Below are 23,983 nucleotides of genomic sequence, written 5' to 3'. Positions count from 1 at the left end.
TCCTCGGTGGCTGTCACCCGGTCGGGTCGGAGGAGTTCACCGTCGGGCCCCTGGCCGTTCACCTGGCGGCCTCCTCAGGCGTGGAACCGGGTCTCTACCCTCGAACACACACGTGTCGCGACCGACGAATCCGCCGGCGGCGCACACGCGGGGGGGATCGCGTCGTCCCGGGTCGCCGTCCCCCGGGTGCCGCCTGCGCGCGGCGACGGGACGAGGAGGAACCGTGTTGCGAGAGAGCTACCGCGAGGAACTGGACGACATCAACGCCTGTCTGGTGGAGATGTCGAACTCGGTCGGCTCGGCGATGAGCACGGCCACGACCGCCCTGCTGGACGCCGATGTCGCCCTCGCCGACCTGGTGATCGCCGGCGACGAGCGCATCGACGCCGTCCGCGAGAGCATCGAGGAACGCTGCTTCACCCTGCTGGCCCGCCAGCAGCCGGTCGCCACCGACCTGCGCACCATCACCACGGCCATGCGGATCGTCGGCGACCTCGAGCGGATGGGCGACCTCGCCGAGCACATCGCCAAGGTGGCCCGGATGCGCTTCCCGGAGCACGCGGTGCCGCAGGAGGTCCGGCCGGTCTTCCTGGAGGCCGGGCACATCGCGGAGAGCCTGGTGACCAAGGCCGGCACGGTGATCGCCAAGCGGGACGTCGAGGCGGCCGTCGAGCTCGAGGCGGAGGACGACCTGATGGACCAGCTGCACAAGCAGCTGTTCCGTGAGCTCCTCGCCCCGACCTGGGTGCACGGCATGGAGTCGGCCATCGACGTCACCCTGCTGGGCCGCTACTACGAGCGCTTCGCCGACCACGCGGTCAGCGTCGCCCGCCGGGTGGTCTTCCTGGTCACCGGCGAGAAGCCGACCCTGGCGGTCACCGACCCTCGCTGAGCACCACCCAGCGAACGAGGAGGGGCCCGGGCGCGATGTGCCCGGGCCCCTCCTCGTCTGCTACTTCTTGCCCTGGTTCTTGACCGCCTCGATCGCGGCGGCGGCTGCATCGGGGTCGAGGTACTGGCCGCCGGGCGTGACCGGCCGCAGGTCGGCGTCCAGGTCGTAGCGCAGCGGGACGCCGGTGGGGATGTTCAGCCCGACGACCTCGTCCTCACCCATGTCGTCCAGGTGCTTCACCAGGGCGCGCAGGCTGTTGCCGTGCGCGGCCACCAGGACGGTCTGACCGCTGCGCAGGTCCGGCACGATCGCGTCGTACCAGTACGGCAGCATCCGGACGACGACGTCGGCCAGGCACTCGGTGGCCGGGCGGGCCTCCGAGGGGAGGAACCGGTAGCGGGGGTCGCCGTCCTGGCTGTACTCGCTGCCGGCCTCGATCGGCGGCGGCGGCGTGGCGTAGCTGCGCCGCCAGGTCATGAACTGCTCCTCGCCGTACTCGGCGAGCGTGGCTGCCTTGTCCTTGCCCTGCAGCGCCCCGTAGTGCCGCTCGTTGAGCCGCCAGGAGCGGCGGACCGGGATCCACTGCCGGTCCGCCGCGGCCAGCGCCAGCTCCGCGGTGGTGATGGCCCGCTTGAGCAGCGAGGTGTGCAGGACGTCGGGCAGCAGCCCCTGCTCGGCGAGCAGGTGCCCGCCGCGGGCGGCCTCGGCACGCCCCTTCTCCGACAGCTCGACGTCCACCCAGCCGGTGAACAGGTTGGCCTTGTTCCACTCGCTCTCGCCGTGGCGGAGCAGGATGAGGGTCCCGGTGCTCGTCGTGTCGCTCACGCGGCCATCCTGCCCGACCGCCACCCGGCCCGTGCACGGCAGCCCGGCGGCCTCACGCCATCGCGCCGGCCATCGCGCCGGTCGGCTCCGGGGAGCGCACCCCGCGGACGGCGGCGGCCACCAGCTCCCCGGCCCGGCGCAGCTGCTCCTCGGTGTGTGTGGCCATGACCGCCAGGCGCAGCACGCCCTGTCCGCGCGGGACGGCCGGGTAACTGACCGCGTTGGTGTAGACCCCGGCCTCGTGGGCGGCGGCCCAGGCGCTGCGGGTGGCCTCGTCCTCGCCGGTGCGGACGGCGATGACGGCGCCCTTGCCGGGCAGGGGCGGGGCACCGCACTCGGTGAGCACCCGGCGCAGCAGGTCCCCGTTGTCCCGCAGGCGCTGCATCCGCTCCGGCTCCCGGCGCAGCACGCGGAGCGCGGCGAGCGCGGCGGCGACCGCTGCCGGGGCGTTCGCGGCGCTGAAGATGTAGGGCATCGCCGAGGCGCGGATGCCGTCGGCGACCGCGCGCGAGGTGAGCACCGCGCCGCCGACGCTGGCCAGCGACTTGCTGAACGCCACGGTGACCGCGTCGACCCGGTCCAGGACACCGGCCGCCTCGGCGGCGCCCCGGCCGTTGGCCCCCAGCACCCCGAGCCCGTGCGCCTCGTCGACCACCAGGCGGGCGGAGAACCGCCCGCAGAGGCCGGCGATCGCCGCCAGCGGCGCCGACTCCCCGCTCATCGAGTAGACGCCGTCGACGACCACGACCGCCCCGGCCTCGGGGTCCAGGCGCCCCAGCCGCCGCTCCAGCGAGGCCACCGAGTTGTGGGTGAAGCGGAGCACGGTGCCCCGGCTGGCGGCCGCCGCGGCGTGCAGGCTGGCGTGGGCGTGGGCGTCGACGAGCAGCGCGTCGCCGGGCGCGCCGATGGTGGAGAGGATGGCGGCGTTGGCGTTGACCCCGGCGGAGGTCAGCACCGCGTCCTCGGTGCCGTGGTGCTCGGCGAGCTCCCGCTCCAGGGTCAGGTGCAGGCGGGTGGTGCCGTTGAGGATGCGGCTGCCGGCCGCACTGGTGCCGTACTGCCGCAGGGCGGCGACCGCGGCCTCGACCACCTGGGGGTCACCGGCCAGGCCGAGGTAGTTGTTCGTGCCCAGGTTGATCCGGGTGCGGCCGTCGTCGAACACCGTGAGCGGCTCGGGTGCCCCGGCGGTGGGCACCGAGTGCGTGGCCATCCCCTCCCGCACGTGCCGCCGCATCATCTCCGCGCGGGTGCTCTCCAGCAGCGGGGCGAAGGGGTCGCGGCGGGTGGGGACGGACCGGGCAGCGTCGAACACGGGCAGCTCCTCGCAGTCGGCGCGGGGATCGCAGCCGTTCACCCCTGACCTTGGCGGCCAACACGCTCCGTGGTCAACGGATACCGCTCAGTCCGGTCGAGGGTCACCCGAGCAGGCGTGGGACGGGTCACTCCTCGACGGAGCGTGTCGGGTCGGGGCAGCCGGCAGGGCCCGGGCGGGTGACACCCGGTCACGCGAGGGGGCGGACGGCTCAGCTGGTCCGGCGCCGGCCGGGGAGCCAGACCAGGACGACGATCGCGGCGACCACCGCGGCGCCCGCGGTGCCGACGGCGGTCAGGTGCATGGCACCGACGAACGCCTCCCGGGCCGGGTCGACGACGGCCGCGGCAGCTGCGGCGGCCTCCCCGCCGGTCGCCTCGGCGTCCTCCACCGCGGCGAGCGTCGCCACGATCGACTCCCCCGCCTGGTCCCGCGCCCCGGCAGGCAGCGCCAGGACGTCGTCCCCGAGCCGGTTGGCGTAGGAGGTGGCCAGCACCGAGCCGAGGATCGCCACGCCGAGCGCGCCGCCGACCTGGCGCACCGCGTTGTTCACGGCCGCCCCGGCACCGGCCTTCTCCCGCGGGACGACGGACATGATCGACTCGGTCGCCGGGGCCATCACCGCCCCCATGCCGATGCCCTGCAGCGCGAGGTCGGCGAGCACCAGCCAGACCGGTGCATCGGCGTCCAGCAGTTGGATGCCGGCGAAGGAGAGCGCGATCAGCGTGAAGCCGGTGGCGCAGACCGCCTTGGCCCCGAACCGTTCGGCCAGCCGCGAGGTGCGCGGCGCGGTCAGCGCGATGCCCAGGGCGACCGGCACCAGCGAGGCCCCGCTCTCCAGCGGGGAGTACCCGCGCACGCCCTGCAGGTAGTAGACGAGGTAGAACGTCGCCCCCTGCAGGGCGAAGAAGTTGAGCGCGAGGGCGCCGGCCGCCGCGGAGAAGGCCGGGTTGCGGAACAGCGAGACGTCCAGCGCCGGGTGCGCCGTGCGCCGCTGCCACCAGATGAAGACGACCAGCAGGACGACGCCGGCGGCCAGCGGTCCCCAGGTCTGCGGCTCGCTCCAGCCCTCGCTGCCGCCGCGGATGATCCCGTAGACCACCCCGACCAGTGCGGCGATGGACAGCAGCACGCCGGGGACGTCGAGCCGGCCCGGGTCGGGGTCCTTGGACTCGGGGACGACGGTCAGGACGCCGACCGCACCGACCGCCGCGACCGGGACGCCGAGCAGGAAGACCGCACCCCACCAGAAGTGCTCCAGCACCAGGCCACCGGCCAGCGGCCCACCGGCGACGGCGAGCCCGGAGGCACCGGCCCACAGGCCGATCGCCCGGCCCCGCTCACCGGAGGGGAAGACGTTGGTGATCACGGCCAGGGTGGCCGGCTGGATCGCCGCGCCGCCGACGCCCATCAGCGCCCGCCAGCCGATCAGCTCGAGCGCCGAGTCGCTGAAGGCGGCCAGCACCGACCCGAGCGCGAAGATCGTCAGCCCGGCCAGCAGCACCTTGCGCCGGCCGATCCGGTCGCCGATGACACCCCAGCTGAACAGCAGCCCGGCGAACACCAGGATGTAGGAGTCGATCGCCCACTGCAGCTCACCCTGGGTGGCGTCCAGCTCCCGCTGCAGGGTGGGCAGCGCGACGTTCAGGATCGTGTTGCCCATGATGACCATGAGCAGGCAGACGATCATCGTGCCGAGCACCCACCAGCGGCGCTCGTAGCCCGGCGGCAGCTGGTCGGTCGCCGGCGCCGGGCGTTCGGTGGTGCTCACCCCTGCGGGTCCCGGGGCCGCCGGGCGGGGTCGGCGAAGGCGGCGAAGGCCTCCAGGTTGCGCAGCGACTCCCCGCGCTTGACCCGCCAGTCCCACTCGCGGCGGATCGAGGTACCGAAGCCGATCTCCAGCAGGGTGTTGAAGTGGTCGTCGGCGTAGGTGAGCACCGAGCCGAGCAGCCGGTCGATCTCCTCGGGGGTGATCACCGCGTGCGGGAGCCGGCCGGTCAGGTAGACGTCACCGACGCTGTCGATCGAGTAGCTGACCCCGTAGCTGCGCGCGTTGTGCTGCAGCAGCCAGGCCCACACCTGCTCCCGGTTCTCGTCGGGCTGCCGGCAGACGAACGCCTCGATGGTGAGGGCGTGTGCGCCGATGGTCAGCCCGACGACCGTCTTGAGCTTCTTCGTGCCGGGCAGGGTGACGACGAAGCGACCCGACCCCGGGTGTTCGTGCTCCAGCTCGGCCGCGCGCAGCGTCTCCTCGACGACCGCGTCGAGTTCGGGGATGCTGCGCTCGCTCATCGCCGGGCCCGACCCCCGAGGCTGTTCCCGCCGGTCAGCACCCGCACGGCCTCGGCGGCCCGGTGTGCCCTGCGCACCCGGCGCCGGCCCATCTCACTCATCGCCGCGGCGTAGGCGTCGACCAGCGAGTCGGTGGTGCGGTCCCAGCTGAACGCGGCGGCGTGCCGCCGGGCGCCGGCAGCGAGCAGCTCACGGCGGGCCAGCACCCGGCGGATGGCCGCGGCGTAGGCCTCCGGGTCGCGGCCGGCGACCAGCAGCCCGGAGACCCCGTCGTCGACGGCGGTGGGCAGCCCGCCGACCGCCGCGGCGACCACCGGGGTGCCGCAGGCCTGGGCCTCCAGCGCGACCAGGCCGAAGGACTCGTTGTGGCTGGGGACGACGGCGACGTCGGCGGCCCGGTAGTGGTCGGCGAGCTGCGCGGGCGCCTGCGGCGGCAGGAAGCGGACCACGTCGGAGACGCCCAGGGAGACCGCCAGCTCCTGCAGCCGCTGCGGCTCGGCCAGCCCCGACCCGCTGGGCGCACCGACGACCAGCACCTCGAGCCGCTCGCGCAGGGCCGGGTCGGCGGCGAGCATCCGGGCCGCGGCGTGCAGCAGCATCTCCGGGGCCTTGAGCGGCTGGATCCGGCCGACGAACAGCAGGACGACGGCGTCCGGGGCCACCCCGATCCGCGCCCGGGCGCCGCGGCGGTCACCGGGCCGGAAGACGTCCAGGTCGACGCCGGGCGGGACGACCAGCGTGCGGCGGGGGTCGGCGTCGTAGAAGTCGACCAGCTGCCGGGCCTCCTCGGCGGTGTTGGCCACCAGCCGGTCGGCCTCCGCGACGACCTGCTGCTCCCCGATCACCCGGGTGCGCGGTTCGGGCTCGTCGCCCTCGGCCAGCGCGGCGTTCTTCACCTTCGCCAGCGTGTGCGCCGAGTGCACCAGCGGCACGCCCCAGCGGTCGCGGGCCAGCCAGCCGACCTGGCCGGACAGCCAGTAGTGGGAGTGGACGACGTCGAAGTGCCCCGGCTCGTGCTGGGCCTCCTCGCGCAGCACCGCGGCGGTGAAGGCGCACATCTGCGCGGGCAGCTCCTGCTTGCCCAGGCCCTCGAAGGGGCCGGCGCTCACGTGCCGCACGGTCACGCCCGGGCTCATCTCGACCACCGGCGGCTGCTCGCTGGAGGTGGCCCGGGTGAACACGTCGACGGCGATCCCGCGGTCGGCCAGCCGGCGGGACACCTCGACCACGTAGACGTTCATGCCCCCGGCGTCACCGGCGCCCGGCTGCTCCAGCGGGCTGGTGTGCACCGACAGGGTCGCGACCCGGCGCGGCAGCACCGGCGCGGCGGGCTCGGGCACGGCGCCGGCCCGCCACGGCGTGGGCTGGCGCGGAGAGCGGCGAGCGGGCACGGAACTCCTCCCGCTCGGACGTCGGGCCTGGTGCCGGCCTGAGTGGTCGTACGGCACCCGGGCGGGCACCCCTGTCGTGCTCTCAGTGTGCAACAGCGCCAGGATGGGCACATGTCCAGCCCCGTCGCCCCGTCGTCCTCCAGCGCCCCCTCCGCCGGGTCGGGCCGCGTCGCCGTCGTCACCGGCGCCTCCAGCGGCATCGGCGCCGCGACCGCCGAACGGCTGGCGGCTGACGGCTTCTCCGTCGTGCTGGCCGCCCGCCGCATCGACCGGCTGACCGAGCTGGCGGAGCGGATCGGCGGCCGGGCGGTGCAGCTGGACGTGACCGATCCCACCTCCGTCGCCGCCCTCGCCGACGGGCTCGACCGGGTCGACGTGTTGGTGAACAACGCCGGCGGCGCCTTCGACAGCAACCCGGTCGCCGACGCCGACCTGGACTCCTGGGAGCGCACCTACGACGTCAACGTGCTGGGGACGGTGCGGGTGACCAAGGCACTGCTGCCGGCTCTGCGGGCCTCGGGCGCCGGCGACCTGGTGTTCGTCGGCTCGACCGCCGGGCTGGTCAGCTACGAGGGCGGGGCGAGCTACACCGCGGCCAAGCACGGCGTGCACACGCTGGCCGAGACGCTGCGACTGGAGCTCGTGGCCGAGCCGGTGCGGGTGGTCGAGATCGCGCCCGGGATGGTCAAGACCGAGGAGTTCTCGCTCAACCGCACGAAGTCGCAGGAGAAGGCCGACACCGTCTACCGCGGGGTGCGCGAGCCGCTGGTCGCCGCCGACGTCGCCGACTGCATCGCCTGGGCGGTCACCCGGCCGCACCACGTGAACGTCGACCTGCTCGTCGTCCGGCCCCGCGCGCAGGCCGCCCAGCACAAGGTGCACCGCGAGTCCGACTGAGAACCGCCCCGGACGACGTCGAGATCCGGCTGAGCGCTGTCTCCGGGCCCACCGACCCAGCACCCAGCCGGATCTCGACGTCGGCAGCCGATCCCCTTCATCGAGACGTCCCCGTCCGACATGATCTGCCCGTGCAGGGTCTCCCACTGACGATCCGCCCGGCCGTCCCCGCCGACCACGACGCGGTGCAGGCGCTGGCCGGCGAGCTCACTGCCGGGATCGCGACGTGGCGACCCGCGGACGGCGCGGCCGCCGCGGCGGCGAGCTGGGTGGTCGACGCCTGCCGGGCCGCCGCCGATGACGACCACCTGCTGCTGGTCGCCACCAGCGCCGAGGAGGGCGTGCTCGGGTTCGCCGGGGCGAGCGCGCGGCGGCACTTCAGCGGCGAGCGCGAGGTCTACCTGGGTGAGCTGGTGGTCGCGCCCGGCGCCCGCCGCCGCGGCGTCGGCACCCTGCTGGTCGCTGCGGTCGAGGCATGGGCGCGCTCCCGCGGGCTGCACCGGGTCACCCTCGACACCGGCAGCGCCAACCACTCGGCGCGGGAGCTGTACGCCCGGCTCGGCTACGCCGAGGAGCAGGTCACGCTCTCCCGGGCACTGTCCTAGTCCGCGTTGCGGTGCAGGACGTCGTAGGCGCGGGCCACCCGCGCCGGGTCGGCGGCGGTGCCGCTCTTCTCGAACAGCGCCTGCGCGTCCGTCACCTCGGCCTCGGTGGCGCTGCCGGAGTTCAACACCCGGGAGATCAGCCCGGTCAGCGCGGCGTCGGCCTCCACGCGCGCCATCCAGCTGGTGAGCTGGGTGGGGTCGGCAGGCATGGGGGCCGGGGTGCGCAGCGCGTCGTAGAGAGCGCCCAGCTGCAGCGACTCGGCCGGGTTCACGGGCGCACCGCGGTCGGCTCGGGCACCAGGGTGACGCCGAACTGCTCCCGCACCGCAGCGACCACCCGGTCGGCGAAGGCCATCAGCTCGGTGGCGGTGGCGCCGGGCTCGGTGGTCAGCGCCAGGCTGTGCCGCGACGACGTCCCGACCTTCCCGGCGCGGGTGCCCCTCCCGTAGCCGGAGTGCTGCACCAGCCAGGCCGCGCTCAGCTTCACCTGCGCGGCCCCGTCGGCACCGATCCCGGCCGGCCAGGACGGGCACTCGGGCACCGCGGTGCCGACCGGCACGACCGGGTTGGTGAAGAACGACCCGGCGCTGCGCGAGTCGGGGTCGGCCGGGTCCCAGACCATCCCCTTGCCGCGGCGCAGGCCCAGCACGGCGTCCCGCACCGCGGCCAGCGGCGCGGTCTCCCCCAGCTCGACGCCCAGCGCCTTGGCCAGCTCCGCGTAGCTGACCGGGCTCGACTGCTCCGAGGCCCGCAGCAGGAAGGTCACCGAGAGGACGACGTACGCGCCGGGCTGGGACTTGAGCCGGCTGTCCCGGTAGGCGAAGCCCAGCTCGGCGGGGAGGAACACCCGCTCGGCCCCGGCGGACCGGTCGTACACCCGCACCGAGGTGATCAGCGCCGCGACCTCCTGGCCGTAGGCGCCGACGTTCTGCACCGGGGTGGCGCCGGTCGAGCCGGGGATGCCGGACAGCGCCTCCATCCCGGCCAGCTGCTGGGCCACGGTGTGCGCGACCAGGTCGTCCCAGGGCTCACCGGCCTCGACCTCGAGCTCGACGCCGTCGGCGGTGTCGGTGCGGGAGATGCCCCGGGTGCGCACCAGCACCACGTCGCCGGGCCAGCCGGTGTCCGGGGCCACGATGTTCGAGCCGCCGCCGAGCACCAGCAGCGGGCGGCCGGCGTCGTCGGCGTCCCGGACGGCGGCGACCAGCTCGTCGCGGCCGGTGACCTCGACCAACCGCTCGATCGGACCGCCGACCCCGAGGGTCGTCAGGTCCGCCAGCTGGGCGTCATGGCGTACCTGCACGCCACCACGGTAATCGGCGCCACGACTAACCTCGTGCACCGTGAGCGACCACACCCAACGTGCGTCGCTGCCGCCCGTCCGCAAGGCCCCCCGGCTGGCGGCGGGCCGCGCCCGCGCCCTCGGGCTGCCGACCCGGGGCACCACGAACGCCAACCGGCTCCGTCGGGTCGACCGCTGGCTGGTGGCCACCCAGGTGGCCCGGCTGCGCGACGCCGCCCGGCCGCTGGTCGTCGACCTCGGCTACGGGGCGTCGGCGGTCACCACGCTGGAGCTGGTCGACCGGCTCGCCCCGGAGGTCGACCGGCTCGAGGTGGTCGGCCTGGAGATCGACCCCGAGCGGGTGGCCGCGGTGGCCGACGACCGCGACCCGCCGCGGGTGGACTTCCGGCTCGGCGGCTTCGAGCTGGCCGGCCTGCGCCCGGTGCTGGTGCGGGCGTTCAACGTGCTGCGCCAGTACGACGAGGAGTCCGCCGGCCGGGCCTGGGACACGATGCGCGCCGCGCTCGCACCCGGGGGGCTGCTGGTCGAGGGCACCTGCGACGAGTGGGGACGACGGGCGACCTGGGTGGCCCTGGACGAGGACGGCCCGCTCACCCTGACCCTGGCCGCCCGGGTGTCGGACCTGGAGCGCCCCTCCGACCTGGCCGAGCGGCTGCCCAAGGCGCTGATCCACCACAACGTGCCCGGGCAGCCGGTGCACGCCTTCCTCACCGCCTTCGACACCGCCTGGGCCTCCGCGGCCGGGCTGTCGACGTTCGGCCCACGGCAGCGCTGGGCCGCCGCGGTCGAGTCCCTCGCCGACGCCGGCTGGCCGCTGGTCGGACCCACCCGGCGGTGGAAGCACGGCGAGGTCAGCGTCCGCTGGTCGGCGGTCGCGCCGACCTGACCCGCGCCGTGCGGCACGATGACGAGGTGCCCGCACCCCTCCTCACCCCCGACGAGCTGCACGACCGGTGCATCACCGCCGTCGTGGGAGACGGCGAGCGGATCGGGGTGCTCGCCCAGGAGCTGGACGCCGGGCGCACCCCGGCCACCGGTGGGCTGCAGACCGAGGTGCCCTGGGTGGCCGGCTGGACGGCCCGCGACCTGATCGCCCACCTCGGTGCGGTGCACCGCTGGGTCACCGGGATCCTGCGGGCCGGTCACACCCGCCCACCGGGCTCCTACGACGGCATCGCCCCGCCGCACGACGACCTGCACGGCTGGTACGCCCTGGGCCTCACCGAGCTGGTCGCCACGCTGCGCACCACCGACCCCGATGCGCCCGCCTGGCACATGAGCCCGGCCGCCGGCCGCACCGCCCGCGACTGGGCCCGGCGGCAGGCGCACGAGCACACCGTCCACCGGCAGGACCTGGAGGCGGCCGCGTCCCTGGACCACGCTCCCGTCGACCCGGTGCTGGCCGGTGACGGCGTCGACGAGCTGCTGGCCGTCGTGCTCCCCCGCTGGCAGCACACCGCCCCGCTGCTCACCGCCCGGACGTCGGTCGGCGTCACCGCGACCGACCTCGAGCGCGGCTGGACCGTGGAGGTCGCCGACGGCGCCGTCCGGTGCACCGACGGCGCCACCGCGGACGCCGACGCCCAGCTGTCCGGGACGGCGGCCCGGCTGCTCCTGCACCTGTGGGGACGTCCGGCCGAGGTGACCGTGCACGGTGACCGGGCCGCCGAGGCCCTGCTGCGGGGCCGCTGACCGTGGGCCGACGCGACCGCGGGCACCTCACGCCACTCCCGGGCGCCACCGAGGTGGGCGGCGGGACGGCGGAGCTGCTGGCCGACGCCGACCGGGACGGCTCCTGGCAGCTGCTGGTCAACGGCACCCCGCAGTCGCACGTCGACCTGACCGACCCCACCTACCTGGAGTTCGAGTACGTGCGGCGGATGGGGCACGTGCTCGACCTGGTCGCCGAACCCGGCCGGCCGCTGGACGTGGTGCACCTGGGCGGGGGTGCGCTGACGCTGCCCCGCTACGTGGCGGTGACCCGCCCCGGGTCCGCGCAGCGGGTGATGGAGCTCGACGAGGCGCTCACCGAGCTGGTGCGCCGCGAGCTGCCGCTGCCCCGGAACGCCCGCGTCCGGGTCCGGGGGATCGACGCCCGGGCCGGGCTGGCCGCGCTGCCCGACGCCAGCGCCGACGTCGTCCTGGTCGACGTCTTCGCCGGGGCCCGGACCCCCGCCCACCTGACCACGGTGGAGTTCGCCACCGACGTGGCCCGGGTGCTGCGCCCCGGCGGCACCACGGCCTGGAACGTCTCCGACGGCCCGCCGCTGCGCTTCGCCCGCGCCCAGGCGGCGACCCTGCGGGCCGTCTTCGGCCACGTCGCCCTGCTCGCCGAGCCCGGCACGCTGCGCGGGCGCCGGTTCGGCAACACCGTGGCGGTCGCGTCCGCAGCCGAGCTGCCGATCGCCGGGCTCACCCGCCGGTGCGCCGGTGACCCGATGCCCTCCCGGGTGGTCAGCGGCGCGGAGCTGGACCGCTTCGTGGGGCAGGCCGTGCCGGTGAGCGACGCCGTGGCCGAGCCCTCGCCCCCGCCGCCGGCCGGCATCTTCGACTGAGCACCTGGGGGTGTGCACCTGCCCGGCCCCCGGCCTAGGGTCGGCCCATGAATGCTCCCGCATCCCGACGGCTCACCCGCGACACCCGGCACAAGGTCATCGCGGGGGTGTGCTCCGGTCTGGCCCGCCGTTTCGGCCTGTCCCGCACCGGTCTTCGAGTGGCGTTCGTCGTCTCCTGCGTGCTCCCGGGCCCGCAGTTCATCGCCTACCTCGCACTGTGGGTGGTCATGCCCCGCGACGACCGGTACTGACCCCGCCCCGTCCTGGGGCGGTGAGAGCTCACCAGTTCGAGTTGCCCCGGGGCAGCTCGCGCACCGCAGGCCGCACGTCCACCAGGTAGACGACCGCGGCGATCACGGCCGGCAGGCCGAGGAAGCTCAGCGGCCCCTGCCAGAGGAGCACCAGCGTCGCGATGCCGGTGATCGCCATCCAGCCGGGCTTGCTCAGCTTCCCCGCCGCGACGAACGCGGCGGCCGGTCGGATGATCGCGTCGATGAAGGCCCACACCGCGAGGGCGAGGGTCGCGTAGAAGACGACGAGGTTGATGAGCCCGTCGATGCCAGCCATGTCAGAAGGATAGGCGCGCCGAGCCCCGCGGCGGCGCCTCGACCCTCGCGGCACCTGCCGGCCCTGACCCCTCGCCGGTGACAGCACTGCGCCCCGGCACCCGCAGTGCGGGCGCCGGGGCGCTGTGCTCAGCTCTGTGTCAGCTGGTGGCGTCGGTGCTCTTCGCCGGGACGGCCAGCGGGTCGGGCACCGTGGTGCCCTCGGACATCACCGGGGCGACGGTCGCCGGGGTGGCCTTGGTGGTGCGCTTGGCGGCCGCCTTCTTGGCCGGGGCCTTCTTCGCCGGGGCGGTGGTCTCCTGGGCGCTGCGCTTGGCCGAGTCGGCGACCTCCTGGGTCTCCTGCTGCGCGGCGTCGACGGCCTTGTCGGTGCGCGACTTGGCCTTCTGCGCGACCGAGGTGACCTCGTCGGAGGCCTTGCCGATCGTCTCGCCGGTCTCCTCGAGCACGTCCTCGACGGTGTCCTCGACGGCGTCGACGGCCTTGTCGGTGCGCGACTTGGCCTTCTGCGCGACCGAGGTGACCTCGTCGGAGGCCTTGCCGATCGTCTCGCCGGTCTCCTCGAGCACGTCCTCGACGGTGTCCTCGACCGCGTCGACGGCCCGCTCGGTACGGGCCACGACCTTGCGGAACGCCGGCTGGGTGCGGAGGTCGTCGACGACCTTCTCGCCGCGACCGGCCAGCTCCTCGATCGCGCCGAGCGCCTGGGTGCGGGCGCTCCCCACGAGGCCGGTGACGGTGCCGAGCACGGTGTCCGGGCGGACGGTGGTGGCGACCCCGCGGGCCTGCTCGGCGCGGACCCGGGCCTCGGCCGCCGCCTGGGCGGCGCGGGCGCGGGCGGCCTCGACGCGGCTGCGGGCCTCCTTGCCGGCCAGGTCGGCCTGCACCTGGGCCTCGCCGGGCAGTGCCTCGGCGCGGGTGCGGAAGGTGCCCACGACGGTGCGGGCACGGTCGACCGCGACGTCGCCGGCGCCGAGGGCGGCCAGCAGGCCGGTGCGGACGAAGGTCTCGCCCTGCTTGACGAGGGACTGGTGCTGGTGCTTCAGGGTGTCGGTGCGGCTCATGCCGTCTCCTCCTGGGGAGTGGGGGTGGGTGCGGTGGTGGTGGGAGCGGCCGCCTGCTCGCGGGCCAGCTGCGCGGCGTGCTCCCGGGTGTAGGTCTCGTACAGCTCCAGGAGCACGGCCTTGTGCCGCTCGGAGAGCGCCTCGTCGGCGCGCAGGGCGGCCACGGTGCCGGCCGTGCCGGACCGCCGGTCGAGAATCCCGGCCTGCTCGTAGAGCGTCTCCGCGGAGATCTTCAGGCCGCGGGCGATCTGCGCCAGGATCTCGGCGGAGGGCTTGCGCAGCCCGCGCTCGACCTGGGACAGGTAGGGGTTGCTGACACCGGCCCGGCGGGACAGCTCGCGCAGCGACACCTCGGCGGCGTTGCGCTGGGTGCGGATGAACTCACCCACCGAGGAGCTGACGGTGGTGTTCACCGTCGAGGCCTCGGCGGCCGCGGTCGCCACGCTCTCGCGGACCGCGGTCACCTGCTCCCGGACGAACTCCGTGGGTCGCTGCACAGCCCCACGCTAACCCAATGCGCTAGCTCCTGCAAGCAGGCTGCTAGCGGCTCGCGCCACTGAGGACCGCGGCCGCCCGGACCTCGCCCACCACGCCCTCGCCGCCGGTCACGGGTGTGACCAGCCACCGGGCCAGCGTCTCCGCCGGCACCCCCAGCCGCCGCAGCCCCGCAGCCAGCGCCGGCGCCCGGCCGCGGTCCCCGCCGTCGTCCAGCTTCAACGCGACCGCCCCGGCCCCCGGCAACGCCGCGACGTGCACGCCGTCGGCCCCGCCCTTCACCAGCAGACCGTCCACCGCCTGCATCAGCTCGGTGTCCTCCCGGCCGGTGCCGGCCACCAGCCAGGGGTGCGCGCGCATCGCGTCGGCGACCCGACGCCCCGGCGTCCCGGGCTCGGCCTGCACCAGCGACAGGACGCCGCGGGCCAGCCCGGTCAACGAGATCGCGTGCTGCGGCGCACCGCACCCGTCGACCACGACGGCCGCGACCGGCTCCCCTGCGGCCTCACCCAGCCGGGCCTCGATCGCCTGCTGCAGCGGGTGCTCGCGCTCCAGGTACCCCGCGGTCGGCCAGCCGGCCGCGGCACAGGCGGCCAGCATCGCTGCGTGCTTGCCCGAGCAGTTCATCGCCAGCCGCTCCGGCGCCCTGCCGGCCACCAGCCACTCCGCGCGGGTCCGCTCGTGCTGCGGCAGCGCCGGCGGGCAGCCCAGGTCGTCCGGGCCCAGCCCGGCGGCGGCGAGCAGCTCGCCGGCCAGCGCGCGGTGCTCGTCCTCACCGCTGTGGGAGGCGGCCGCGATGGCCAGCTCCCGGTCGTCCCGCGGCTGCCAGCCCGCCTGCAGGTACGTGGTGGCCTGCACCGGCTTGTTCGACGAGCGCGGCAGCACCGGCCGGGCGACGTCACCGACCTCCAGCAGCGGTGCGCCGTCGGCACCGAGCACGACCAGCGCGCCACGGTGCACCGACTCGAGCACGTCGACCCCGAGGCCGGCGCGCCACACCTCGACCAGGACGGGCTCGTCGGCCCACTGGCTCAGGCGGTCACCCATCAGGCGCGGTGCCGGGACTCGTCGGCCAGCAGCTGCGCCACGTCGGCCAGGCCCTCGCGGTAGCGGCGGGCCAGCTCACCGGCGACGGTGTCCATCACCTGCTGCACGCCGCGGCGCCGCTCGGACAGCGTCCGCTCCCCCTCGCCCAGCGCCCGGGCGGCCTGCTCCAGCTGGTCGTCGGGCAGGGACGGGACGTCGGACAGGTCCACCCCCGGCGCCAGCCCGTTCACCCAGGTCTCGAACTGCTCCGGGGACGTCGGCTGGACGGTCTGGTGCCGGCCGAGCCCGTGCGCGGGGCCGCGGCCCTTCTCCGACAGGATCTCCGGCAGCAGGTCGACCAGGGAGCGACCGTCGTGCTCGGCCCGGCGCTGCAGCTCGCGCCGGACGATGTCCAGCCGGCCCTGGAGCAGCCGCCGGGTGTAGGAGAGGTTGACCTCCTCCTGCTCGGCGCGGTGCCGCAGCGCGCGGACCTCGGTCATCGGCAGCTCGTCGACCCCGTCCAGGAAGGACGGGTCGAGCAGCTCGTCGACGCCGGCGCCGCCGGCGGGAGAGGGGACAGTCATCGGGAGACCTCCGCAGTGGTGGGGACGCGCGTGATGCCCAGCAGCTGCCGGGCCTCGGTCGGGGTGAGCGGCGGGCGCTGGGCGATCCGGGCGAGCCCGGCCGCGCGGGCGACCAGCTGGGCGTTGTCGCGCACCGGCTCGCCGGGGGCATAGGTCAGCGTGTCCTCCATGCCGACCCGCAGGTGGCCGCCGGCCGACAGCGCGGCCAGCATCACCGGCAGCGAGGTGCGGCCCACGCCGGTGGCGGCGAAGGTGGCCCCCGGCGGGAGGAACGGCAGGCAGGCGGCCAGCGCCGCCGTCGTCCCGGGCATGCCGCCGGGCACCCCCATCACCAGGTCGACGTGCACGTGCCCGCCGGCGGGCGGCCCGTGCCGGTCGAGCAACCGGGAGAGGGTCGTCAGCTGGCCCAGGTCGAACACCTCGTACTCGGGCACGATCCCGCGCTGCTGCATCTGGGTGTGCAGCTCGACGATGAGGTCCCAGGGGTTGTAGAAGACGTCCCGGCCGAAGTTGACCGTGCCCAGGGAGAGCGAGGCGGCGTCCGGCTCGGCGTCCAGCACCGCCAGTCGCGCCTCGGCCGGGTCGGTGACCGCGCCGCCGGTGGAGAGCTGCACGACCAGGTCGGTGCTCTCCCGGACGGCGGCGACGACCTCGCGGACCCGGGGCAGGTCCAGCGTCGGCCGGGTGTCGGTGCCGCGCACGTGCAGGTGCAGCACGGCGGCGCCGACGGCCCGGCAGTCGCGGGCGGCGCCGACCACCTCGTCGACGGTGACCGGCAGCGCCGGGACGTCGGCCTTGGCCGACTCGGCGCCGGTCGGTGCCAGGGTCAGCAGGGTGCCCTGGACGCCGACCGGAGTGCTCACCGGCCGATCGTCGCAGACCGGACCGCGCGCACGCGGTCGCGGGCCGCCGCCCGGGTGTCGTCGAGTGCCGCCGGGGCGTCGTCGGGGTCGATGACGGCGACGGCCTCCCCGACCCGCAGGTCGGCGTCGGGCGCCACTGACTGCTTGACCAGCGCCAGCCCGATCACGCCCAGCTCGTGGTGGCGGACCACGCTGCCCACCCGGCCGACCTCGCGCGTGCCGGCGGTGACCGGGGCGCCCGGCGCGGGGAGCACCTCGCTCATCCCGTCCAGGTGCAGCAGCACCTGGCGGCGCGGCGGGCGGCCGAGGTTGTGCACCCGGGCGACCGTCTCCTGGCCGCGGTAGCAGCCCTTCTCCAGGTGGACGGCGGTGTCCAGCCAGACCAGCTCGTTCGGGATGGTGCGGGAGTCGGAGTCGATCCCGGCGCGCGGACGGCGGGCCTCGACCCGCAGCGCCTCGTAGGCGTCCAGGCCGGCGAGCACCGCACCGGCGGCCAGCAGGGCGTCGGCCCGGGCGGCCACCTCGGCCCGCGACACCAGCAGGTCGACGACCGCCGCCGTCCCGTCGCCGATCGCCGGCATCCGGCGCACCCAGCCGCCGTCCGCCAACGGCGCCACCTCGTGCACCTCGGACGGCACCGGCCAGCCGGCTGCGGTGAGCACCGCGTCGCCCTGCGGCCCGACCAGGCTGAGCAGGGCCCAGCCCTCGGTGCGCAGCTCCGGCTCGACCCGCAGCATGAACCGCATCTTCTGCAGCCAGGCGGTCAGCGCCGCACCGGTGCCCGGTTCGACGTCGACCCAGGTGGTGCCGGCCAGCTCGGCCAGCACGGCGTGGTGCTCGACCCGGCCGTTCGGGTCCAGGAACAGCGCCTCGGTGCCGGTGCCGTCGGGCATCGCGCGCAGGTGCTGCGAGGTGAGGTCGTGCAGCCAGCTCAGCCGGTCGGGGCCGGGGACGGCGACGACGTCCCGGTCACTGCGGTCGACCAGACCCGCTCCCTCGGCCAGCCGGCGCTGCTCGGGCAGGGGCTCGCCGTAGTGGGCCGCGACCGAGCCACCCCCCTCGAGGTCGAGGGCGACGGCACCGGGGCGCTGCAACAGGCGGGAGCTCATGCGTTCTCCTTCTCCGCGCAGGCTCGACAGGTGCCGGACAGCGCCACGTGGCCCACGTCCAGGGTGAAACCCAGCTGAGCGCTCAGACGTTCCGCCGCACTGTCGAGCAGCTCCGGGTCGACCGAGTGGATCTCGCCGCACGACTGGCACACGACGTGCAGGTGCGGGTGCTGGGCGGCGTGGTAGATCGGTGCGCCCTTGCCCAGGTGGGTGTGCCAGACGAGGCCGAGCCGCTCGAGCAGCTCCAAGGTGCGGTAGACCGTCGAGGTGTCCGGGGCGGCGCCGTCCGGGCCGGCCTCGGCTCGCAGCCGGGCGCCGATCTCCTCCGGGGTGCCGTGCTCCAGCGCGGCGACGGCCGCGAGCACCCGCTGTCGCTGGCTGGTCAGCCGCAGACCGCGAGCCCGCAGCTCGGCGGCCAACGGCGGCGCGCTCTCCGGTCCGGACACGGTGCCGAGCCTAGTTCGCCGGTACGGCAGGGTGGACGCCGTGACGAACGCGCGGGTCGTGGTCTGGCGGGACGGCGCGGCGACGGTGGTGGCCCCGGACGAACCGGTGGTGACCGGGTTCGACCTGGGGCTGGGGCGGGGCGACGGCGTCTTCGAGTCGGTGCTGGTCACCGGCGGGACGACCCCGCACCTGGACGCCCACCTGACCCGGTTGCGCCGCTCGGCGTCGATCATGGAGCTCGCCCACCCCGGGGACGACGCCGTCCGGGCCGTGGTGGCGGCCGGGGTCGCCGACTGGCCGGCCGACGTCGAGGGGGCCTGCCGGGTCCTGCTCACCCGCGGCCTCGGGGACGGCACCCCACCGACGCTGCTGGCCCTGCTGGCCCCGGTGCCGGCGGAGACGCTGCGACAGCGCGAGGAGGGCATCGCGGTCGTCAGCCTCTCCCTGGGCGTACCCGCCGACGCCCGCGCCACCGCCCCGTGGCTGCTGGGCGGGGCCAAGACGCTCTCCTACGCGATGAACATGGCCGCCCTGCGGCACGCGCACGCGGTCGGCGCGGACGACGTCGTCCTCACCTCCGTGGAGGGCCGGCTGCTGGAGGGCCCGACCTCGACCGTCGTCTGGGCCGCCGGCGGCCGGCTGCACACCCCGCCGGTGGAGACCGGCATCCTGGCCGGGACCACCCAGGCCCGGCTGTTCGAGCGGGCCGAGGCCGCCGGGTGGCCGACCGCCGTGACCGCCGGTTCGGTCGAGGACCTGCAGGCCGCCGACGCGGTCTGGTTGCTGTCCGGCATCCGGGGCGCCGCCACGGTCACCCGGCTGGACGGGGTGCCCCGGGGAGATGCCGGGTCGTCCCGGCGGGTGCGCGAGCTGCTGGCCCGGTAATCTCTTCCGAGGTGCGCCGGGAAGTCTGGTCGGCAACTCTCTTCCCGACCCTGCACAACGGAGCCGCCACGTGACCACACCCACCCGCTTGTTCAGCCGGGGGTCCTACCCGGAGGCCACGCGGATCGCCGCGATCCTCCGCAAGGAGACCATCGGCGGGGCGCTCCTGCTGGTGGGCACCGTGATCGCCCTGGTCTGGGCGAACTCGCCCTGGGCGGAGTCCTACGAGGCGCTGCGCGACACCCGGGTGGGCCCCGAGTCGCTGCACCTGGACCTCACCCTCGGCACCTGGGCGGCCGACGGGCTGCTCGCGATCTTCTTCTTCGTGGTCGGGCTCGAGCTCAAGCGGGAGTTCGTCGCCGGCGACCTCCGTGACCCTCGGCGGGCGGCCCTGCCGGTCGCCGCGGCCGTCGGCGGCATGGTGGTCCCCGCCGTCCTTTTCGTGCTGGTGAACCTGGGCACCGGCGACGGCGCACTGCGCGGCTGGGCCATCCCGACGGCCACCGACATCGCCTTCGCCCTCGCCGTCCTCGCGGTGATCAGCACCCACCTGCCCACCGCGCTGCGCACCTTCCTGCTGACCCTGGCCGTGGTCGACGACCTGCTCGCCATCACGGTGATCGCGATCTTCTACACCTCCGACCTGGCGGTCACGCCGCTGCTGCTGTCGCTGGTCCCGCTCGCCGTCTTCGGGTTCCTGGTGCAGAAGCGGATCCGTTCCTGGTGGCTGCTCATCCCGCTCGCGGTCATCACCTGGGTGCTGATGCACGAGTCCGGGGTGCACGCCACCGTCGCCGGGGTGCTGCTCGCCTTCACCGTGCCGGTCGTCCGCAGCCAGGCCGCCGGCGGCCCGGACGCGGGCCCCGGCCTGGCCGAGCACCTCGAGCACCGGATCCGCCCGATCTCCGCCGGGTTCGCCGTCCCGGTGTTCGCCTTCTTCGCCGCCGGCGTCACCATCGGCGGCTTCTCCGGTCTGGTCGAGTCGCTGTCGGACCCGGTCGCCATCGGCATCGTCGTGGGCCTGGTGGCCGGCAAGACGCTCGGCATCACCGGCGCCACCTGGCTGGTGTCCCGCTTCACCCGCGCCGAGCTGGACGAGTCGCTGGGCTGGCCCGACGTCATCGGCCTGTCCATGCTCGCCGGGATCGGGTTCACCGTCTCCCTCCTCATCGGCGCACTCGCCTACGGCGAGGGCTCGCTGCGCGACGAGCACGTGAAGGTCGGCGTCCTGGTCGGCACCCTGACGGCGGCCGCACTGGCCTCGATCCTGCTCAAGTCGCGCGACCGCCGCTACCGCCGGATCGCCCTGGAGGAGACGGAGGACCTCAACGCCGACGGCGTGCCCGACGTCTACCAGACCGAGGACGGCCGGCAGGTCCGCACCGTCGACGACAAGGCGACCCACGACCCGGACTGGAAGGGCACGCCCCCGCCCGGGCGCACCGCCGGCCCGTCGTCCGACACCTGAGAAAAGGTCGTTGCCGAGCCCTCGTCCGCGTCGTACCGTCGTGGCACACGAGAGAGGAGGTGGTCCCGAAGTTGATGACTTACAGGACACGTGAGGTGGCTGTCCGCTAGCCGCCGTCCAGATGGGCCGCCCGTTCAGAACCTGTGGAAGACCCACAGCACCTGAGCGACGGCACTCCCGCCCGTCCGTCGATGGCGGCAGGCGAGAACCGGACAGTCACCCGACCCCCGGGCTGCCGACGTTGTCCAGTCGGCCCGTGAGTCGCTCCCCACCACGGTGGGTACAGCGCCACGGAGCAGCCCGGGGGTTGTCCGTTGTCTGGGGGGAGGGGTCGGGCGTGCAGTTCACCGGTCGCTCCGTCGCCCTGGACACCTCGGCCGGCATCTGGCTCGCCGAGTCCGCCGCGTCCGCCGCGCCGGCAACCGTGGCCGCGCTGGTCCCCTCCTCCTTCGAGGCCATCGCCCGGGTCTTCCACCCCGCCGTGCGGTACGTGGGGGACGACGACGTCGAGGTCCCCTGGGCCTCCGTCGCGGCCGCCAACGGCACCACCGTGCACCCGCTGATGCAGTGGGGCTCGGTCACCGGCGCGATGGAGTACTTCGAGAACGACGACCAGTCGCCGCTGTGGCACGGCGCCCCTGCCCGCGGCCACCTCCCCGCCCCGGTCGCCGAACGCCTGGTCGCGGTGCTGTCCCGCTGGACGACGACCCCCGACGTCTGCTGGTTCGCCGTGGCCCAGGGCGGCGCCGTCATCACCGACCACCCGACGCTGAGCCTGCCCGACCGCGAGTACTGGCTGATCAACGGTCCGGTCGAGCTGGCCGCACAGAACATGGCCGCCGAGCCGTTCGAGCAGAGCGCCAACCTGTGGTGGCCGGCCGACCGCGCCTGGTGCGTGGTGACCGACATCGACCTGGTCAGCACCTACGTCGGGGGCAGCGCCGCCTGCATCGCCGAGCTCTTCGCCGTCGACGGCCTGGAGGTCGTCCCCGCGGCTCCCGGCCAGCGCACCACCTGGGACGCCGACCAGGTCAACCCCACCCCACCCGACGCCCCCGACTGCTAGGCGACAGAAATGGCCATTTCTGTCGCCCAGCGGGTCAGAGTTGGGCGATTTCGGCGGCCAGGTCGTCGAGGCCGAGGCTGCCCTGGGAGAGCGCGGCCATGTGCCAGGCCTTCAGGTCGAAGTCGGCGCCCCGCGCCTGCTGGGCCGCCTCCCGGCCGGCCAGCCAGGCCCGCTCCCCCAGCTTGTAGCTGATCGCCTGCCCGGGCATGCCGAGGTACCGCACGAGCTCGCTGTCCAGGAAGTCGGCGTCCCGGCCGCAGTTCTCCCCGAAGAAGGCGCGCGCCAGCTCCGGCGTCCACGGCTCGCCCCGGTGCGCCGCAACGGCGCCCTCGGCGTCGTCGGGGATCGGCAGCTCCAGGTGCATGCCGATGTCGACCACCACCCGGACGGCGCGCATCTGCTGCGCGTCCAGGTAGCCCAGCCGGGCGCCGGGGTCGGTCAGGAAGCCCAGCTCGTCCATCAACCGCTCGGCGTAGAGCGCCCAGCCCTCGACGTTGGCCCCGACCGACCCCAGCGAGGTCTGGTAGGACGACAGCTCACCGGAGACGTACGCCCACTGGGCCAGCTGCAGGTGATGACCGGGGACGCCCTCGTGGTACCAGGTCGAGACCAGGTCCCACAGCGGGAAGCGCTCCCGGCCCAGCGTCGGCAGCCACGTGCGGCCGGGACGGGAGAAGTCCTGGGTCGGCCGGGTGTAGTACGGCGCCGCGGCGCTGCCCGGCGGGGCGATCATCGCCTCCACCTGGCGCACCGGGCCGGCGATGTCGAAGTGCACCCCGTCGAGGGCCTCGATCGCGGTGTCCATCATCGCCTGCAGCCGCTGCCGGACCGGCTCCACGCCCTGGACGGCCTCGCCGTGCTCGGTCAGCCAGCGCATCGCCTCCATCGGGGTGGCCCCCGGGAGCACCTTCTCGGCCTCGAGGCGCTGCTCGGCCAGGATCCGCTGGTGCTCGGCCCAGCCCCAGGCGTAGGCCTCCACCAGCCCGGTGCCGGTGCCGAGGTCCGAGCCGTTCCACGAGCGGGCGAACCGGGCGTACCGCTCGCGGCCGACCGCGTCGGGGGTGCCCTCGGCCTGCGGGGCGTACTCGTCGCGGAGGAAGTCGCGGACGGCGGCGACCGCGGCGTCGGCGGCAGCAGCCGCGGCGTCCAGCTCGGCGCGCACCTCATCCGGGCCGGCGGCGACCAGACCGGCGAAGTAGGGGCCGGCCAGCCACTCGTCGAGCTGCCCGACGACGGTGTGCACCTGGCGGGGCGCGGCGAACAGGCCCTGCGCGGCCCCGGCGGTCAGCGACTCGCGGTAGCCGCGGTAGGCCGCCGGCACCCGGGCGAGCCGGCGGGCCAGCACCGCCCAGTCCTCCGGGGTCCTGGTCGGCATCATCGAGAAGACCTGCCGGATGGCGTGCACCGGGGAGAAGAGGTTGGACACCGCCCGCAGGTCCTCGCCGGCCTCGTGCAGGTCCAGCGCAGCCGTGAGCCGCTCCCGCAGCAGCCGCGCGCAGCGGCGCTCGACCGGGTCGTCGTCCAGGGACGGGTCCGCCGCCAGCACGCGGTCCAGCTCGGCGAGCGTGGCCCGGATCAGCTCGGCCTCGGCGGCCAGCCCGGCCGGGCTGGTGTCCGGCAGCCGGTCGTCACCGGGGCGGGTGCCCAGCTGGGTGGCGACGATGGGGTCCAGGTCGCAGACCGCGTCGACGTAGCGGTCGGCGACCTGACGGGGGGTGGTGGCTGGCTGCGTCACGGGGTTCAGCGGATCCTCTCCAGGCGGGCGGACATTGTGGGGCGCAGCGGCTGGTCGCCCGCCGCCCGGTCGACGGCGTAGAGCAGGGCGCCGTCGACGATGCCGTAGAGCCGCTTGGCCCGGCTGGTGTCGGGGTGGTCGGGCGTGCGGGCCAGCACGTCGCTGTCCAGCTCCCAGCTGGTCGTCGTCCGGGCCGTGCCGACGTAGATCTCCACGAGGCCGGCCGGCGAGCTGACCAGCAGCTCCACCTCCTCCTCGCCGCGGGGCCGCCAGAAGCCGGACTCCCGCTGGTCCGGGCCGTCGACCTGGCCGTCGGCGGTCAGCCGCCAGGTGCGCGACTCGTAGCTGAGGAAGCCGCGCCCGTCGTGGGCGAAGCGGACCCACTGCCCGAAGCGGTGGTCGCCCCCGGTGCCGGCGGCCTGCCCCTCCCCGTGCCACTCGCCCAGCAGCGGCAGCACCGACAGCAGCTCGTGGGCCACCTCGGGCCCCTCGCGGACGTCGACGGTGTCCGGGACCGGCAGCTCGGTCGGACCGGCGACCGGCCCGGTCGGCAGGCCGGGCGGGACGGCGGCGCTCATCGTGCGCGCCCCGGACGCTCGGTGC

The 23,983-nt window shown here is 75.1% G+C and carries 27 protein-coding genes; 10 read left to right on the top strand and 17 right to left on the bottom strand.

From position 1 onward, the window contains the following. Positions 1-223 precede the first annotated feature (223 nt). Positions 224-892 (top strand): phosphate signaling complex protein PhoU, encoded by a 669-nt coding sequence (gene phoU / locus O2W15_RS08410; protein WP_269162858.1) that lies wholly within the window; start codon positions 224-226, stop codon positions 890-892. A 60-nt stretch (positions 893-952) separates the two neighbouring features. Here phoU and O2W15_RS08405 read toward each other — a convergent pair whose 3' ends face one another. The 5 genes from O2W15_RS08405 to mshA all read right to left on the bottom strand — a co-directional run bounded on the left by O2W15_RS08405 (position 953) and on the right by mshA (position 6,712). Beyond that, positions 953-1,717 carry a phosphoglyceromutase gene (locus O2W15_RS08405; protein WP_269162857.1) on the bottom strand — a complete coding sequence of 255 codons (765 nt, stop codon included), beginning with the start codon at positions 1,715-1,717 and terminating at the stop codon, positions 953-955. Positions 1,718-1,769: 52 nt separating this feature from the next. Next, positions 1,770-3,029: an aminotransferase class I/II-fold pyridoxal phosphate-dependent enzyme gene (locus O2W15_RS08400; RefSeq protein ID WP_269162856.1), complete on the bottom strand. Its 1,260-nt coding sequence runs from the start codon at positions 3,027-3,029 to the stop codon at positions 1,770-1,772. A 211-nt stretch (positions 3,030-3,240) separates the two neighbouring features. Next, entirely contained in the window at positions 3,241-4,800 is a 1,560-nt protein-coding gene (locus O2W15_RS08395) for an MFS transporter (protein WP_269162855.1), read from the bottom strand. Next, positions 4,797-5,321, bottom strand: coding sequence for a YbjN domain-containing protein (locus O2W15_RS08390; protein WP_269179077.1), 525 nt, complete (start codon positions 5,319-5,321; stop codon positions 4,797-4,799). Before O2W15_RS08390 ends, O2W15_RS08395 begins: the two co-directional genes overlap by 4 nt. Beyond that, a complete protein-coding gene (gene mshA, locus O2W15_RS08385) occupies positions 5,318-6,712 on the bottom strand; it encodes a D-inositol-3-phosphate glycosyltransferase (protein ID WP_269179076.1) in 1,395 nt (464 codons plus the stop codon). The genes O2W15_RS08390 and mshA overlap by 4 nt, the downstream gene beginning before the upstream one ends. A gap of 111 nt (positions 6,713-6,823) precedes the next feature. On the opposite strand from mshA, the gene O2W15_RS08380 reads away from it, so the two are divergent. Both O2W15_RS08380 and O2W15_RS08375 read left to right on the top strand, forming a co-directional pair. Next, positions 6,824-7,609, top strand: coding sequence for an SDR family oxidoreductase (locus O2W15_RS08380; RefSeq protein ID WP_269162852.1), 786 nt, complete (start codon positions 6,824-6,826; stop codon positions 7,607-7,609). 131 nt (positions 7,610-7,740) lie between these two features. After that, entirely contained in the window at positions 7,741-8,214 is a 474-nt protein-coding gene (locus tag O2W15_RS08375) for a GNAT family N-acetyltransferase (protein WP_269179075.1), read from the top strand. Here the strand turns inward: O2W15_RS08375 and O2W15_RS08370 are convergent. Both O2W15_RS08370 and O2W15_RS08365 read right to left on the bottom strand, forming a co-directional pair. Next, complete coding sequence (locus O2W15_RS08370; protein ID WP_269179074.1) at positions 8,211-8,486, bottom strand: hypothetical protein; 276 nt, start codon at positions 8,484-8,486, stop codon at positions 8,211-8,213. The two genes, O2W15_RS08375 and O2W15_RS08370, sit on opposite strands and share 4 nt — an antisense overlap. Next, complete coding sequence (locus tag O2W15_RS08365; protein WP_269179073.1) at positions 8,483-9,517, bottom strand: UDP-N-acetylmuramate dehydrogenase; 1,035 nt, start codon at positions 9,515-9,517, stop codon at positions 8,483-8,485. Before O2W15_RS08365 ends, O2W15_RS08370 begins: the two co-directional genes overlap by 4 nt. Positions 9,518-9,557: 40 nt before the next feature. Between O2W15_RS08365 and O2W15_RS08360 the strand changes: the two genes are divergently transcribed. The 4 genes from O2W15_RS08360 to O2W15_RS08345 are packed head-to-tail and all read left to right on the top strand — an operon-like array spanning position 9,558 to position 12,323. Further along, positions 9,558-10,403 carry a class I SAM-dependent methyltransferase gene (locus O2W15_RS08360; RefSeq protein ID WP_269162848.1) on the top strand — a complete coding sequence of 282 codons (846 nt, stop codon included), beginning with the start codon at positions 9,558-9,560 and terminating at the stop codon, positions 10,401-10,403. Between the two features lie 26 nt (positions 10,404-10,429). Beyond that, a complete protein-coding gene (locus tag O2W15_RS08355) occupies positions 10,430-11,209 on the top strand; it encodes a maleylpyruvate isomerase N-terminal domain-containing protein (protein ID WP_269179072.1) in 780 nt (259 codons plus the stop codon). 2 nt (positions 11,210-11,211) lie between these two features. Beyond that, positions 11,212-12,072, top strand: a complete 861-nt coding sequence (locus tag O2W15_RS08350; protein ID WP_269179071.1) for a spermidine synthase — start codon at positions 11,212-11,214, stop codon at positions 12,070-12,072. 47 nt (positions 12,073-12,119) lie between these two features. Continuing rightward, positions 12,120-12,323 (top strand): PspC domain-containing protein, encoded by a 204-nt coding sequence (locus O2W15_RS08345; protein ID WP_269162845.1) that lies wholly within the window; start codon positions 12,120-12,122, stop codon positions 12,321-12,323. Between the two features lie 28 nt (positions 12,324-12,351). On the opposite strand, the gene O2W15_RS08340 is transcribed toward O2W15_RS08345, so the two are convergent. The 8 genes from O2W15_RS08340 to O2W15_RS08305 form a co-directional block, all read right to left on the bottom strand. Next, a complete protein-coding gene (locus O2W15_RS08340; protein WP_269162844.1) occupies positions 12,352-12,639 on the bottom strand; it encodes a DUF2516 family protein in 288 nt (95 codons plus the stop codon). Between the two features lie 139 nt (positions 12,640-12,778). Continuing rightward, positions 12,779-13,702 (bottom strand): hypothetical protein, encoded by a 924-nt coding sequence (locus O2W15_RS08335; RefSeq protein WP_269179070.1) that lies wholly within the window; start codon positions 13,700-13,702, stop codon positions 12,779-12,781. Continuing rightward, positions 13,699-14,199 (bottom strand): helix-turn-helix domain-containing protein, encoded by a 501-nt coding sequence (locus tag O2W15_RS08330; RefSeq protein WP_269179069.1) that lies wholly within the window; start codon positions 14,197-14,199, stop codon positions 13,699-13,701. The genes O2W15_RS08335 and O2W15_RS08330 overlap by 4 nt, the downstream gene beginning before the upstream one ends. Before the next feature lie 43 nt (positions 14,200-14,242). After that, positions 14,243-15,244 (bottom strand): asparaginase, encoded by a 1,002-nt coding sequence (locus O2W15_RS08325; RefSeq protein WP_269179068.1) that lies wholly within the window; start codon positions 15,242-15,244, stop codon positions 14,243-14,245. Beyond that, a complete protein-coding gene (locus O2W15_RS08320; protein ID WP_269162840.1) occupies positions 15,244-15,807 on the bottom strand; it encodes an RsiG family protein in 564 nt (187 codons plus the stop codon). Before O2W15_RS08320 ends, O2W15_RS08325 begins: the two co-directional genes overlap by 1 nt. Further along, a complete protein-coding gene (locus O2W15_RS08315) occupies positions 15,804-16,670 on the bottom strand; it encodes a 3-keto-5-aminohexanoate cleavage protein (RefSeq protein WP_269179067.1) in 867 nt (288 codons plus the stop codon). Before O2W15_RS08315 ends, O2W15_RS08320 begins: the two co-directional genes overlap by 4 nt. Continuing rightward, entirely contained in the window at positions 16,667-17,779 is a 1,113-nt protein-coding gene (ygfZ, locus tag O2W15_RS08310) for a CAF17-like 4Fe-4S cluster assembly/insertion protein YgfZ (protein ID WP_269179066.1), read from the bottom strand. Before ygfZ ends, O2W15_RS08315 begins: the two co-directional genes overlap by 4 nt. After that, positions 17,776-18,225 (bottom strand): Fur family transcriptional regulator, encoded by a 450-nt coding sequence (locus O2W15_RS08305; protein ID WP_036336768.1) that lies wholly within the window; start codon positions 18,223-18,225, stop codon positions 17,776-17,778. Before O2W15_RS08305 ends, ygfZ begins: the two co-directional genes overlap by 4 nt. Before the next feature lie 40 nt (positions 18,226-18,265). Here O2W15_RS08305 and O2W15_RS08300 point away from each other — a divergent pair, with 40 nt between their 5' ends. The 3 genes from O2W15_RS08300 (at position 18,266) to O2W15_RS08290 (ending at position 21,645) form a co-directional block, all read left to right on the top strand. Then, entirely contained in the window at positions 18,266-19,111 is an 846-nt protein-coding gene (locus O2W15_RS08300) for an aminotransferase class IV (RefSeq protein ID WP_269179065.1), read from the top strand. Positions 19,112-19,181: 70 nt separating this feature from the next. Continuing rightward, positions 19,182-20,579, top strand: a complete 1,398-nt coding sequence (gene nhaA / locus O2W15_RS08295; RefSeq protein ID WP_269179064.1) for a Na+/H+ antiporter NhaA — start codon at positions 19,182-19,184, stop codon at positions 20,577-20,579. A gap of 337 nt (positions 20,580-20,916) precedes the next feature. Next, positions 20,917-21,645 carry a hypothetical protein gene (locus O2W15_RS08290; protein WP_269179063.1) on the top strand — a complete coding sequence of 243 codons (729 nt, stop codon included), beginning with the start codon at positions 20,917-20,919 and terminating at the stop codon, positions 21,643-21,645. Positions 21,646-21,679: 34 nt separating this feature from the next. On the opposite strand, the gene O2W15_RS08285 is transcribed toward O2W15_RS08290, so the two are convergent. Both O2W15_RS08285 and O2W15_RS08280 read right to left on the bottom strand, forming a co-directional pair. Next, positions 21,680-23,380, bottom strand: a complete 1,701-nt coding sequence (locus O2W15_RS08285; RefSeq protein WP_269179062.1) for a DUF885 domain-containing protein — start codon at positions 23,378-23,380, stop codon at positions 21,680-21,682. 5 nt (positions 23,381-23,385) lie between these two features. Then, on the bottom strand, positions 23,386-23,958 hold the full coding sequence (locus tag O2W15_RS08280) for an FABP family protein (protein WP_269179061.1): 573 nt from the start codon (positions 23,956-23,958) through the stop codon (positions 23,386-23,388). Positions 23,959-23,983: the final 25 nt, after the last annotated feature.

Origin of the sequence: Modestobacter sp. VKM Ac-2979 (assembly GCF_026967995.1) — a bacterium.
In the GTDB taxonomy this organism is placed as follows: domain Bacteria; phylum Actinomycetota; class Actinomycetes; order Mycobacteriales; family Geodermatophilaceae; genus Modestobacter.
Note: the sequence above shows the minus strand (reverse complement) of the source record. Positions and strands in the feature narration are given on the sequence as shown.